This window comes from Puniceibacterium confluentis, assembly GCF_007923445.1.
GTDB classification, from domain to species: Bacteria; Pseudomonadota; Alphaproteobacteria; order Rhodobacterales; family Rhodobacteraceae; genus Puniceibacterium; species Puniceibacterium confluentis.
Genome location: NZ_VOJI01000013.1, coordinates 1 through 13,551, shown reverse-complemented (window position 1 = coordinate 13,551; position 13,551 = coordinate 1). Strand labels below are relative to the sequence as shown.

The window sequence follows — 13,551 nt, the reverse complement described above, 5'->3', positions numbered from 1 at the left end:
GCTCGCCTCAATTCTCCGTCCCGGCGATATGATCCATCACCCGCACCAGCTCGGAACTGATGCCGGGCTCGGAAAGGGCATGGCCTGCATTGCGCACCATCCGGAGGTCGGCACCCGGCCAGCGTTTTGCCAGTTGCCAGGCGCGGGCGGGCGGGCAGATCATGTCGTACCGCCCCTGAACGATGACGCCCGGGACATGCGCGATCCGGTCGATGTTCTCGAGAATCCAGCCGTCGGTTTCAAGAAATCCGGCATGTGTGAAGTAATGGTTTTCCAGCCGCGCAAACGCCCGGGCATAGTCGCCGGGGGCTTCGCCGCCCTGGCCACTGGAATAGACGCTGGCCAGCGCGTTTTCCCAGCCCGACCAGGCCCGGGCATACTTGGTCTCGGTCTGCAGGTCCCCTGAAAACAGCCGCCGGTGATACGCGGCGATCATGTCGCCCCGCTCCGCCTCGGGAATGAGATCGGCAAACCGCGCCCAGGGTTCGGGCCAGAACAGGCCGGCACCGCCGCCATAGAACCAGTCAAGCTCGGCCTGAGTCATCAGGAACACACCGCGCAGAACCAGTTTGCGCACACGCGTCGGATGGCTCAGCGCATAGATCAGCGCCAGCGTCGCCCCCCAGCTGCCGCCAAAGACGATGAACTGGTCGATGCCCAGTGTGGTGCGGATCCGTTCGATATCGTCGACCAGATGCCATGTCGTGTTGTCCGTCACGCTGGCATGCGGGCGCGAGCGACCGCAGCCCCGCTGGTCAAACAGCACCACGCGGAACACGCCGGGGTCGAAATAGCGGCGCATCGCCGGACTGCAGCCCCCACCGGGGCCACCGTGCAGCACAATCACGGGAATGCCGTGCGGATTGCCGCATTGCTCCATGTAGACGGTATGACCCTCTCCCACATCCAGCATCTGCTGGTCATAGGGATCAATCGGAGGGTGGAGATACTGCACTGCGCGTTTTTGGCCCAAGTCTTTATCCATAAGAGCTATATATTGACCCCAAAGCCCAAAAGGCCACCGGAAAAAGGGTAAGGACCACCAAGATGACGACGAACACAGTTGATCCGGCCGAAATTGCCAAGTTTACCGCCATGGCCGCCGAGTGGTGGGATCCAAACGGCAAATTCAAACCCCTGCACATGCTCAACCCGTGTCGGCTGGACTACATCACCGGCCAGATCGCCGGAGAATTCGACCGGGATCTTGCCACCCCCCTGCCGTTCAGGGACCTGCGGATTCTGGACATCGGCTGTGGCGGCGGACTGCTCTGCGAACCCATGGCCCGGCTTGGCGCCACGGTTGTCGGCGTGGACGCCGCCGAGCGCAACATTCCCGTGGCCAGAACACATGCCGAGCAATCCGGCCTGACCATCGACTACCGCTTTACCACGGCCGAAGCGCTGGCCGCCACCGGTGAACGCTTTGACGTCGTGCTGAACATGGAGGTGGTCGAGCATGTCGCCGATCCGCTGGGCTACCTCACGGCCTGCCAGCACTTGCTGAAACCGGGCGGCTTGCACATCTGTTCGACACTGAACCGCAATGCCAAGAGTTTTGCGATGGCGATCGTCGGCGCCGAACACATCATGCGCTGGCTGCCCAAGGGCACCCACGAATGGTCGAAGTTCATCACCCCGGACGAACTCTGCGACCTGCTGACCCGCGCCGGTCTGGGCCCTGTCGACCGCAAGGGGTTTCAGTTCAACCCGATCACCTGGACCTGGCGGATCTCGGCCCGTGACCTCAGCGTGAACTATGTCACCGCATCGCTCAAACCGGTCTGAGCCCCTGTCGGCACTGTCGGCACGACATGGTCTGTGACGCAGATCGGGCCGGCCGTAATCCGTTCCGAACACCAAGCACGGCGGGGTTGCACACCTCTGCAAAGAGACGCAATCACCTAGTTTCACGGCGCCACCGCCGCGCGTGCGGTGGCGCCTGTAAGGCCGGTACACCTGCCGCAAGGGCAGACAATGGTTTGCAATCAGCAGCGTGGTCGGTCAATTTGACCCGATTCAACGGCTTTGGCTTGAGCCCAGGCGGGAAACACCGCACATAGCCTGAGCCAATCTGCCCTTGCCGAAACTGGAGGCCCCATTGTCGCTCTTTCTGGTTGTTGCCTTGCCATTCCTGGGCGCGCTGCTGCCCGGTCTACTGATCGGGGCGGGCCGCAAAGTCTGTGCCGGAACGACCTTTGCGGTGTCTCTGACCGCCCTTGTCGGTCTGCTGTCGAACCTTCCGGCGCTGCTGCGCGGCGAGGTTGTCCAGGCCCGGGTGGACTGGTTGCCCGGTCTCGGGATGAACATGAACCTGATGATGGACGGGCTTGGGGCGTTCTTTGCCAGCCTGATCCTGGGCATCGGCTTGCTGATCATCGCCTATGCGCGCAGCTACCTGTCGCGCAATGACAACATGGGCGAGTTCTTCACCTATCTGCTGCTGTTCCAGGGCGCGATGGTGGGGATTGTCCTGTCCGACAACGTTCTAGTGCTGCTGGTGTTCTGGGAACTGACCTCGCTGTCGTCCTTCCTGCTCATCGGTTACTGGAAACACCTGCCCGAAGGACGGCAGGGCGCGCGGATGGCGTTGACGGTCACGGGCATGGGCGGCCTTGCGATGATCGGTGGCATGCTGATCCTGGGGCAGATTGTCGGCTCCTACGACCTCAGCGTGATCCTTCAGAACCGGGATCTGATCCAGGCGGATCCGCTGTACGTTCCGGCGCTGATCCTGATCCTGCTGGGATGTTTCACCAAATCGGCACAGTTTCCGTTCCATTTCTGGCTGCCACATGCGATGGCCGCGCCGACCCCTGTCAGCGCCTACCTGCATTCCGCGACGATGGTAAAAGCCGGGATTTTCCTGATGGCGCGGATGTGGCCGGTGCTGTCGGGCACGCCCGAATGGTTCTATATCGTGACCACCGCAGGGCTGATCACCATGGTGCTGGGCGCGGTGATCGGGCTGTTCAAGCACGACCTGAAGGCGCTGCTGGCGTTTTCCACCGTCAGCCACCTGGGTCTGATCACCATGCTTCTGGGGACCGGGACCGCCTTTGGTGCCATGGCGGCGGTGTTTCACATCCTCAACCACGCGACCTTCAAATGCGCGCTGTTCATGACCGCAGGCATCATCGACCACGAGGCGCACACCCGCGACATCCGTCGGCTCGGCGGGTTGCGGCACCTGATGCCCGTCACCTTCGTGATAGCAACCATCGCCGCGCTGTCGATGGCGGGCATTCCGCTGTTCAACGGCTTCCTGTCCAAGGAAATGTGGCTCGAGGAGACGACGCATACGGTGCTGTTCGGGCCGGACTGGCTGGTGCCCGCACTTGCAACCTTTGGCGCGCTGTTCTCGGCGGCGTATTCGTTCCGCTACATCGGCCATGTGTTTCTGGGCCAGCAACGGGATGACTACCCCACGCAACCGCATGATCCGCCTGCCGGAATGTGGCTGCCGCCTGCCTTCCTGACGGTTCTGGTGGTCCTGATCGGGGTGATGCCGTTCCTTGCCGAACCGGCAGTGCGCTTTGTCACCGCGGCAGTTCTGGGCGGCGCGGCCACCCTGCCGGAAGCGCACATCGCGCTGTGGCACGGGGTGACGCCGGCGCTGATCATGTCGATCATCGCGGTGACCGGGGGCCTGATCCTGCTGGCGCTCTTCAAGCCGCTGATCCGTGTCTGGGAATCCACGCCGCGCCCCGAGGCCAAGACGATCTTCGAGGCGATCATCGCCGCCTGTGTCCGGCTGGCACAGGCCGTGACCCACGGGCTGCACAACGGCGCGTTCACGCAATATGCGGGCATCTTCACCCTGGCGATCATCGCAGCGGCGGGCCATGCGTGGTTCACCGGACAAAGCATCGCGCCGTCCCGCGCGGCGATGCCGGTCCATGTCATCGCGCTGGCGGGCTGGCTGATGCTGGTCGGCGCCACGATCTTTCTGGTGATCAAGCACCGGGACCGGCTGCTGGCGCTGATCGTGATGGCGATCATCGGGCTGATCGTGTCGGTCGCCTTTGCCTATTTCAGCGCGCCGGACCTGGCCATGACGCAGATTTCGGTCGAAGTGGTGACCATCGTGCTGCTGCTGCTGGCGCTGAATTTCCTGCCCGACCAGACTCCAAGCGAAAGCAGTCCGGTGAAAAAGCTGCGCGACGGCATCATCGCCCTTGTCGGCGGCGCGGCGGCAACCGGGTTCACCTACCACCTACTGATGCGGGACTTTGTCAGCCCGACGATTTCCGACTACCACCTGGAAAATTCCTACAAGGGCGGCGGCGGCACCAACGTCGTGAACGTGATCCTTGTCGATTTCCGCGGCTTTGACACCTTTGGCGAGATCATCGTGCTGGGCATTGCCGCGCTGGTGATCTTTGCCCTGACCGAAGCGCTTCTGGGCGGACCGGTGCGGGCGCGGCTGTTGAACCGGGTGCCGGACAAGCCGTTGTCGGGCGACCGGCATCCGCTGATGATGGTGGTGCTCACGCGGGTGATGATGCCGGTGGTGCTGATGGTCGGGATCTACATCTTCCTGCGCGGTCACAACCTGCCCGGAGGCGGTTTCATTGCCGGCCTTGTGGTCGCCATCGCCGTGGTGATGCAGTACATGGCCAGCGGTTTCGCCTGGGCGACCGAGCGCCAGCGCTATCCCTATCATGGCATCATCGGCGCGGGTGTGCTTGCCGCCGGACTCACCGGCATCGGCGCCTGGTTCACCGGCAACGAGTTCCTGACATCGGCGTTCGGCTATGTCCGCATCCCGCCGATGGAGAAATTCGAACTGGCCAGCGCCGCAGCCTTTGATCTGGGGGTGTTCCTGGCCGTTCTGGGCGCGGTGATGCTGTCGCTTGAATCCTTTTCGCGGCTTGCGCGCAGGGCGCAGATGGATGCGCCGGAATACGCGATGGACATCGACCCGTCACGCGAGGATGCACCAGAGGTGTCGGATGCGATGCGCACCGCAGGCATGTCCGGCGAACGCGGCACAGACCGGCAGGAGAACTGAATATGGAACTACTTTTTGCCAGCGCCGTAGGCGTGCTGACGGCCGCTGGCCTGTACCTTGTGTTCCGCCTGCGGACCTTTCCGGTGATCCTCGGCACCTCGTTGCTGACCTATGCGGTGAACCTGTTCCTGTTTGCTTCGGGGCGGCTGACCATCGGCGCTCCACCGATCCTGGTTGACGGGGTGACGCGGTACACTGATCCGCTGCCGCAGGCGCTTGTGCTGACCGCCATCGTGATCTCCTTTGGCATGACGGCTGTGGTCGTGGTGATCGCTCTTGGCGCCTATCTCGGGGAAAATGACGACCGCGTGAATGACCCGGCCCCTGACCGGTCGGAGGAGCGTGCATGACCCACTGGATCATTGCCCCTGTTGTGCTGCCCGCAATGCTGGCGGCCTTCATCGTGCTGGTGGTGCGGTTTCACCAGAACCTGAGCCGGGTGTTTTCCGTCGCCGGTGTGGTCAGCCTGCTGGTCATCGCGGCGGGCCTGGCCTGGCAGGCGTCTGACGGCACGATCACCATGTACCAGCTGGGCAACTGGGCCGCGCCCTTCGGCATCGTTCTGGTGGCGGACCGGTTGTCGACGATGATGGTGCTGCTGACCGCGGTGCTGGCGCTGCTGGTGTTGCTCTATGCCATCGGCTCGGGCTGGGACCGCAGGGGGCGGCACTTTCATTCGCTGTATCAGTTCCAGCTTATGGGCATCATGGGCGCCTTCCTGACCGGCGACATCTTCAACCTGTTCGTGTTCTTCGAAGTGCTGCTGATCGCCTCCTACGGCTTGATGATCCATTCCGGCGGCACGCGGCGGCTGCGCGCGGGCACACAATACGTGCTGTACAACCTGCTCGGTTCGACGCTGTTCCTGTTTGCGCTGGGCGCGATCTATGCCGAAACCGGCACGCTGAACATGGCGGACCTCGCCGGGCGGGTGGCGCTGATCGACGCGGCGGACAACACCGGCATCCGGGTGGCGGCCGTGCTGCTGCTGATGGTCTTTGCCATCAAGGCGGCAATTGCGCCGCTGCACTTCTGGCTGCCGTCCAGCTATGCCGAAGCCCCGGCACCGGTGGCCGCGTTGTTCGGCATCATGACCAAGGTTGGCGCCTATGCGATCCTCAGGATCTACACGCTGGTGTTTCCGCCGGACCTTGCCACAACCGGAGGTCTTTACGGTGTGTGGCTGCTTCCGGTGGCGCTGATCGGTCTGGCTGTCGGCATGATCGGGGTTCTCGGGACCCGGGATCTGGGGCGCCTGGTGGCGTTCTCGGTGATCGGGTCGATGGGAATGCTGATGACGGCGGTGGCGCAGTTCACCCCCGCGGGCATTTCCGCCGCGCTGTATTACGTGGTTCACTCGACACTTGCCACTGCGGCGCTGTTCCTGATCGTCGATCTGGTGCGCGCCGGGCGCGGCACGGACGGGTTGCTGTTGCGCGCCGCGCAGCCGATCCCCGGCGGCGCGATGATTGCGGCGCTGTTCTTTACCGCCGCCATCGCCATGGCCGGCCTGCCGCCGCTGTCCGGCTTTGTCGGCAAACTGCTGATCCTGGATGCGTCATTCGCCACGCCGCTGGTCTGGATCACCTGGGCGGTCATCCTTGGGTCCAGCCTGATCGCCGTGGTCGGCTTTTCCCGCGCCGGCAGTCTGATGTTCTGGAAATCGCACCAACTGGCGGGGGAAGCCGCCGAACAGCCGCGCCCGGAAGATCAACAAGGCGCGCGGGACCTGCCAGCCCCGAAGGCGCGTATTCCCGTGCTGGAACTGACAGCGGTCTGCGGGCTGCTTGCCTTGCTGGTGGCCCACACGGTTCTGGCCGGTCCGGTGACCCGCTATATGGAGGCGACGACTCAGCAGCTGTTTGCGCCGACCCCCTATATCCGCGCGGTGCTCGACCCGCCGGGCAAGGATCTGTCGAAGGACCCGCACCATTCTGATGATGCGGCGGCCGCGCAGCCTGACGGCGCGACAGGGCATGACTCATCTGACAGCAAAGACGAGGGGGGACACTGAACATGACCAAGGTGAGACGTTCGTTTCTGCCCCACCCGTTTCTGACCACGATACTGGTCGTGGTCTGGTGCCTGCTGGCCAATGGCATCACTCTCGGCACCGTGGTCTTTGGCACGATACTCGGCCTGCTGATCCCGCTGGCGACCGCGGCCTACTGGCCGGATGCGCCCAAAGGCGTGCCGCCGGCCAAGGTGCTGGTCTACATCCTGATCGTCGTGTGGGATATCCTGGTGGCCAACGTGGTTGTCGCCTGGATCGTGCTGACCCGGCGCAACCAGGACATGCGCAGCACTTGGGTCACCGTGCCGCTTGAACTGCGCACCCCCGAGGCGATCGCCATCCTGGCCGGCACCATCACCCTGACCCCCGGCACCGTCACCGCCGACATGTCCGACGAAGGCCATTGCCTGCTGGTCCACGCGCTGGACGCCGATGACCCCGCGGCTGTACGCGACGAGATCAAGTCGCGCTATGAACGTCGACTCAAGGAGATTTTCGAATGATCGCCCCTGACAGACTGTATGATCTGGCTCTGGTCTTCGCCTTTGCCGCGCTGGCACTGGCGCAGCTTCTGGCCATGATCCGGCTGGTGATCGGCCCGGATGTCACCGACCGCATCCTCGCGCTCGACACGATGGTGGTGGATGCGATCGGCCTGATTGTGCTGCTGGGCATCGCGCAGGGCACGCAGATCTATTTCGAGGCGGCGCTGATCTTTGCCATGCTCGGGTTCGTATCCACCGTCGCATACGCCCGGTTCATCCTGCGCGGGGACATCATCGAATGACCGGCATCGTCCTGATCGAAATCGTCATTGCCGCAGCTCTGGTGGTCGGCGCCCTGTTCATGCTTGTGGGGTCGATCGGTCTGCTCAAGCTCGACAGCCCGATGAAACGCCTTCATGCCCCGACCAAGGCTGCCACTTTGGGTGTTGGCGCCTTGCTTGCGGCCTCCATGATCCATGCCTTTGCTTTCGGGGACGGGTCGCTGAAAGAACTGCTGATCATGGCATTTCTGTTCGTTACAGCCCCGATTTCCGCGAATTTCATCGCCAAGGTCGCCATTCATCGCGGTCAGGACATGCCGCCGCCCGAACCTCCGAATGACGACACATGGTCGACTCTGGACGCGCCCGACACCCGCCCGGGCCGACCCGACGCCCCGGTCGAACCCTAGCCGACACCGGGAAGTGTGACCAATCGCGGCGTCGGCCAGAAAGTGCCGTGCGCCTGAGGCTGCTTGACCCAAAGGCCGCGATGCAGGCAACATGGGCCGTTGCCCAGGGGCGCACACATCAGGTCCGACGCGGGGTTGAGCACGGTCATGGCATACCGGACGATCAGGATATTGGCCGGGGCGGCGCTGCTTGGCGTGCTGCTGTCGGCCTGCACGTCGCGGAACGCCTCTGGTCCGCATATGCCGGGCGGGCTCGCCATGCCGACGCCCCACGGACACCCCGTGTTTGCCGATGGCGATCCGCACGAAGGCGTCGGAACCAGCCCGTCGCGCTACCCGGTCCACGGCATCGACGTGTCGCGCTGGCAGGGCGACATTGACTGGGCTCAGGCGCGCGCGGCAGGGATCTCGTTTGCCTATATCAAGGCCACCGAAGGCGGAGACCTGATCGACCCGATGTTCCGGTCCTACTGGGACGGGTCCAGGACCGCGGGTCTGCGGCGCGGCGCGTACCACTATTTCTACTTCTGCCGCCCCGCAGAAGAACAGGCAGCCTGGTTCATCCAGCATGTCCCCAAGGAGCGCAATGCCCTGCCCCCCGTGCTTGACATGGAATGGACGCCGCACTCGCCCACCTGTACCCGCCGCCCGGACCGAACCGAAATTCATGCCCAGGCCAGGCTGTTTCTGGACCGGCTCGAGCGCCACTACGGACACCGGCCGGTCATTTACACGACGGTCGACTTCTTTGCCGACACCGGGATCGGACAGTTGCCGGGAACGCAGTTCTGGCTGCGCTCGGTTGCGGGACACCCGGACGTCGCTTATCCCGGCAAGGACTGGACCTTTTGGCAGTATACCGGAACCGGTATCGTTCCGGGTGTTGCGACACCGGTGGACATCAATGTCTTTTCCGGAACGGCCCTGCATTGGCAGAACTGGCCACAATAAAAGGCCCGGACCGGTGCGTTCACCTTGCTTTGCCATGCTTCACGAGAGTTCTGTTTTTCCGGCTGAACACACGCTTTTGTCGCGAATTCGGTCTATTTGACCGGAAATAACATGTCGCGTGACATGCAGATTTTCGGATAAGAACTGTTAATGGAACTTTAGTGGGCGTTGCTCACCGAAGTTCTGCGTCGCCAGTCTGGCGGCGTCGAAGTCGCGGATGCAGGGGAGCAGTCAGATTTCAAGGCCAAACGAGGACTCGGTGTCCCACGAAGCAACTGACGACAAGGCAAATCCGCGAACCGGGCTCAACAACCGCGTCGCCCCATCGGCGCTGTCCGGCGCACTGGTTTCGATTCCCCTGGCATTGATCCTGACGGTGGCCACGGTTGTTCAGCTGGACCTGTCGCTGTTTTGGGCCATTCCTCTGTATTGCCTGTTCGGTGCCACCCTGTTTGCGATCTACCTGCTGCCCGGATACATGAGATCGCGGCGCGACCGCTAGGTCCGGCGTAGCCGGTGTTGAATGTTTCCCCGGATTGCGTCAACGATGGCCGGTCGGCAGATCCCGGCGGGCAGAACGGACGCACCACATGCCAGAAAAGAAACGAACCTTTGCGGTCATCGGTCTGGGCAACTTCGGCAGTACCGTCGCCCGGGAACTGACGCGGTTCGGCAATCATGTCATCGGCATCGACATCGACGAGAGCCGTGTCAGCGCCCATGCCGATATCCTTGCGCAAGCGCTGATCGTTGATGCCCGCGACGATGCCGCGCTGAAAGAGGCAGGTCTGGGCGAATGTGACACGGCGCTGGTGGCCCTTGGCACCGATCTCGAAGCAAGCATCCTCTCGGCGATGAACCTGAAGCTGGTCGGGGTGAATACCATCTGGGCCAAAGCCCGCACCAAGACCCACCACCGCATCCTGAGCCGCCTGGGCGTCGACCGCATCGTCCACCCCGAGGTTGAGGTCGGCCAGCACATCGCACAGGTCCTGCACAACCCGATGGTGCGCGATTATGTGAGCCTGGGCAACGGGTATCACGTGGTGAACTTCCGCATCCCCAAAAGCCTCGAGGGGCGAACACTGGATGAATTGCCGCATGCGGAAAAATATGACCTGCGCTGCATCGGGGTGATGCGCGGCACACAGTTCATAGGCCGGGACGGCTCTGGCTGCGTCCTGCACCGCGACGATCTGCTGCTGTTGCTGGGCCAGCGGGCGGACCTGCGGAAATTCGCGGCGAGCCTCTGAGATGCGACCGTTCCGATTGCGCGCCGCCGGCCTGCGGCGCAAGGCAATGCGGCTCAAGCCACCGGCATTGCTGGCCAGTTTCTATCTGATATTTGTCGTGCTTGGCGGGCTGCTGCTCTGGATGCCCGTGTCGCATCACGGCGAGGTGCGGTTGCTGGATGCGTTCTTCACCTCGATGTCAGCGGTGACCGTCACCGGACTGGCGGTGGTCGACACCGGATCCACCTTCACGATCTTCGGGCAGGTGGTGATCGCGGTGCTGATCCAGCTTGGCGGGCTGGGTCTGATGACCTTCGCGGTGTTTGTGCTGGCGGCAATCGGCATCCCGGTCGGCTTTTCGCAACGCCTCATCCTGCGCGAGGACCTGAACCAGAGTTCGCTTGGAGATCTCGCCACCCTGGTGCGCACGATCCTGAAGGTGGCGCTGGTCTGCGAGGTGGTCGGGGCGGTGCTGCTGGCCTTTCTCTTCGTGCCCGTGTCGGGATGGGCCTTCGGAATGTGGCAGGCCGTGTTTCACAGCGTCTCGGCCTTCAACAACTCCGGATTCGGCCTCTGGCCCGACAGCCTGACACGTTGGGTCGGCAACCCGTTGATGAACCTCGTAATCCCCGCTTTGTTCATCATCGGCGGCCTCGGCTTCATTGTGCTGGGCGATCTTTATGCCAAACGCAGCTGGCGGGCACTGACCCTGCACAGCAAGCTGATGATTGTCGGCACATTGGCCCTCATCCTGTGGTCCTGGGTGACCTTTGCAGCCCTTGAATGGCGCAATCCCGGAACCCTTGGCGGGCTGGACTCGACCTGGGACAGGGTACAGGCCAGCTGGTTTCAGGCAGTGACCACCCGGACCGCCGGCTTCAACAGCCTCGACATCGGAGAGCTGCACGATTCCACCGTGTTGATGATGATGACCCTGATGTTGATCGGTGGCGGCAGCACGTCCACGGCGGGCGGGATCAAGGTCACCACCTTTATCGTGCTGTTGCTGGCCACGGTGGCCTTCTTTCGCCGCCGCGCCACGCTGCACGCTTTTGGCAGGTCGCTGGGGCTGGACGAGGTGATGAAGGTACTTGCCCTCACCACCCTCAGCATCCTCATCGTGTTTATCGGTCTTTTCATTGTGTCGATCAGCCACGACGGGACCTTCATCGCGCTGGCGTTCGAGGTGACCTCGGCCTTTGCCACGGTGGGGCTGTCGATGGGCACCACGACCGAGCTCGACACGGTCGGGCGCGTGGTGATCATGTGCGTGATGTTTCTGGGCCGGGTCGGACCCCTGACGCTGGGATTCTTTCTGGCCCGGAACGCGCTGGCGCGGGTGCGGTATCCACCGGGTCAGATCTTTCTGGGCTGACTCAGCCGCGTTCCGGCGCGGCGGTTTTCGCGACAATGGTCGGGATAACCGGTGACGCGTCCGCAAGCGTCAGAACCTGTGCAAGCGGTACCGACAAAAGCTCGGTTTCGCTGTCGTGCACGCGGTCCAGCAGCGCCTGCGCGGCACGGGTCTTGCTGGCCATGCGCCCGGCAATCCGTTCGGGCAGGCCCAGAGACTGTTGTGACGGAATGCTGTAGAACAGCCCCAGATCCTGAATCAGGTCATAGACCGTTGTCATGTGCAGATCGCGGGTGATCGCCACGCCGCCCTGCTCGGTTTCCACCACGTATCCCGCTGCGCACAGCTGATCGAGGATTTCTTCGCGTTCTTCCAGAGGCACAGCCGCGGCGAGCGTTTCCTCGTCCAGAGTGCCGCCGTCCTGGGCGTTGCGGTGCAGCCGCGACAGCAGGGCAATGGCAATTGCCAGACGGTCCGAGGGCGTCAGTTTCTGTCCGACGCTCATGCTGCGCGATTGCCACCAGTCCGGAAAGGCGGCGGCAAAAACCGCCCCGAGGATGATCACCATCCAGGAGGTATAGATCCAGATCAGGAACACCGGCACCGCGGCCACGGCGCCATAGATCGTCTCGTAGCTCGACCCGGAGGTGTAAAAGGTATTGAACCCCCAGGACAGGAACTGGAACGCAACTGCAGCAAAGATGGCACCGATCAGGGCGTGGCGGATGCGGACGCGGCGCGCGGGCACCAGAACGAACAGCGCGGTAAAGCCGATGGTGTTGATCGCGATCTTGATCAGCCCACCAACAATCCAGGAGCTTTTTGTCGGCACCTCCGAGGGCACCCCGAGAATCGCAAGCTGTGTGTGGGTGACATATTTCATCAGGTCCGAGGTCAGCGTGAAGCTGGCCCCGATCAGCAGCGGCCCCAGTGTCAGGATCGCCCAGAATATCAGAAACCGCACCATGATCGGGCGCGGCCGGTCCACATGCCAGACCTGATTGAGTGTATCCTCAACCGTCGACAGCAGCAAAAGCGCCGCCACAGCCAGAGCGACCACACCCACGGTGGTCAGGTTGTTGGCGTTCTGGGTAAAGTTCGACAGGTAGTCCGACACCGCGGTGCCGGCCTCGGGCACCACCGCGCTGAAGAACATCTCCTGCATGCGTCCCTTGACGGCATCAAAGGCCGGAAAACTGGACAGGATGGCAAAGGCGATCACCAGCAGCGGCACCAGCGCCAGCAGCGTGGAATAGGTCAGGGCTGCGGCCGAGTTGGTCAGCCGGTCCGCAAAGAAACGGCGGATCGCATAGCCGAGGAAATTGACCAGGTGCAGGCCAACCTGAACCGGGCGGGCCTGTTTCCAGCCTTCGAAATGCGCGCGAACATCTACCATAGCGGGGAAAATAATACAGATCGGCGCAAAGATCAGTGCGCAAAAGCATTTTGGCGGTCGGTGTCCGATTTGGGCAACGTTTCAACCCGGGACACCGGTTCACCTTGACGGATCACTCGGCCGGGCTCGCATGTGGCGATGCCACCTTGTCCTTCGACTGGCCCGACAGCCGGGCGATCAGGACAAAGAAAAACGGCACCAGCAGCACGCCCAGAACAGTCGCCGAAATCGTGCCGCCCAACACGCCCGACCCGATGGCCTGGCGCCCGCCCGAACCCGCTCCGGTGCTGAGCACCAGAGGCAGAACACCCAGAGAGAACGCCATTGATGTCATCGGCGTTGGTTGCTCATTATGCACCCCCTTCGTAAGTGTTTGGAAACATTGAAAGCTGGTCGTCGAACTCAGCGCGACAC

The 13,551-nt window shown here is 62.9% G+C and carries 14 protein-coding genes; 11 read left to right on the top strand and 3 right to left on the bottom strand.

The genetic code is table 11. The features are described from left to right. Positions 1-7 precede the first annotated feature (7 nt). Positions 8-985 (bottom strand): prolyl aminopeptidase, encoded by a 978-nt coding sequence (gene pip, locus FOY53_RS15070; protein ID WP_146590287.1) that lies wholly within the window; start codon positions 983-985, stop codon positions 8-10. Between the two features lie 62 nt (positions 986-1,047). Here pip and ubiG point away from each other — a divergent pair, with 62 nt between their 5' ends. The 11 genes from ubiG to FOY53_RS15015 all read left to right on the top strand — a co-directional run bounded on the left by ubiG (position 1,048) and on the right by FOY53_RS15015 (position 11,762). After that, the gene (gene ubiG, locus FOY53_RS15065; protein WP_146590285.1) at positions 1,048-1,788 is read left to right on the top strand and encodes a bifunctional 2-polyprenyl-6-hydroxyphenol methylase/3-demethylubiquinol 3-O-methyltransferase UbiG; all 741 of its coding nucleotides are present in this window, start codon (positions 1,048-1,050) and stop codon (positions 1,786-1,788) included. Between the two features lie 313 nt (positions 1,789-2,101). Further along, positions 2,102-5,014 carry a monovalent cation/H+ antiporter subunit A gene (locus FOY53_RS15060; RefSeq protein WP_146590284.1) on the top strand — a complete coding sequence of 971 codons (2,913 nt, stop codon included), beginning with the start codon at positions 2,102-2,104 and terminating at the stop codon, positions 5,012-5,014. A 2-nt stretch (positions 5,015-5,016) separates the two neighbouring features. Next, complete coding sequence (locus FOY53_RS15055; protein ID WP_146590282.1) at positions 5,017-5,364, top strand: Na+/H+ antiporter subunit C; 348 nt, start codon at positions 5,017-5,019, stop codon at positions 5,362-5,364. Continuing rightward, the gene (locus tag FOY53_RS15050) at positions 5,361-7,028 is read left to right on the top strand and encodes a monovalent cation/H+ antiporter subunit D (RefSeq protein ID WP_146590280.1); all 1,668 of its coding nucleotides are present in this window, start codon (positions 5,361-5,363) and stop codon (positions 7,026-7,028) included. Before FOY53_RS15055 ends, FOY53_RS15050 begins: the two co-directional genes overlap by 4 nt. A gap of 2 nt (positions 7,029-7,030) precedes the next feature. Then, positions 7,031-7,531, top strand: coding sequence for a Na+/H+ antiporter subunit E (locus FOY53_RS15045; protein WP_146590278.1), 501 nt, complete (start codon positions 7,031-7,033; stop codon positions 7,529-7,531). Continuing rightward, positions 7,528-7,815, top strand: coding sequence for a K+/H+ antiporter subunit F (locus FOY53_RS15040; protein WP_146590276.1), 288 nt, complete (start codon positions 7,528-7,530; stop codon positions 7,813-7,815). Before FOY53_RS15045 ends, FOY53_RS15040 begins: the two co-directional genes overlap by 4 nt. Beyond that, a complete protein-coding gene (locus tag FOY53_RS15035; protein WP_146590273.1) occupies positions 7,812-8,204 on the top strand; it encodes a Na+/H+ antiporter subunit G in 393 nt (130 codons plus the stop codon). Before FOY53_RS15040 ends, FOY53_RS15035 begins: the two co-directional genes overlap by 4 nt. A 147-nt stretch (positions 8,205-8,351) precedes the next feature. Beyond that, positions 8,352-9,155 carry a glycoside hydrolase family 25 protein gene (locus FOY53_RS15030; protein WP_146590272.1) on the top strand — a complete coding sequence of 268 codons (804 nt, stop codon included), beginning with the start codon at positions 8,352-8,354 and terminating at the stop codon, positions 9,153-9,155. Positions 9,156-9,414: 259 nt separating this feature from the next. Beyond that, positions 9,415-9,657 (top strand): hypothetical protein, encoded by a 243-nt coding sequence (locus FOY53_RS15025; protein ID WP_146590270.1) that lies wholly within the window; start codon positions 9,415-9,417, stop codon positions 9,655-9,657. Between the two features lie 88 nt (positions 9,658-9,745). After that, complete coding sequence (locus FOY53_RS15020; RefSeq protein WP_146590267.1) at positions 9,746-10,408, top strand: potassium channel family protein; 663 nt, start codon at positions 9,746-9,748, stop codon at positions 10,406-10,408. A 1-nt stretch (position 10,409) separates the two neighbouring features. Next, on the top strand, positions 10,410-11,762 hold the full coding sequence (locus FOY53_RS15015) for a TrkH family potassium uptake protein (protein WP_246107423.1): 1,353 nt from the start codon (positions 10,410-10,412) through the stop codon (positions 11,760-11,762). A 1-nt stretch (position 11,763) separates the two neighbouring features. Here the strand turns inward: FOY53_RS15015 and FOY53_RS15010 are convergent, their stop codons facing one another. Together FOY53_RS15010 and FOY53_RS15005 are read right to left on the bottom strand one after the other, a co-directional pair. Continuing rightward, the gene (locus FOY53_RS15010) at positions 11,764-13,137 is read right to left on the bottom strand and encodes a YihY family inner membrane protein (protein WP_146590265.1); all 1,374 of its coding nucleotides are present in this window, start codon (positions 13,135-13,137) and stop codon (positions 11,764-11,766) included. Between the two features lie 112 nt (positions 13,138-13,249). After that, positions 13,250-13,551 (bottom strand): efflux RND transporter permease subunit (locus FOY53_RS15005; protein WP_146590263.1); only part of this gene is annotated, 302 nt, incomplete at its 5' end.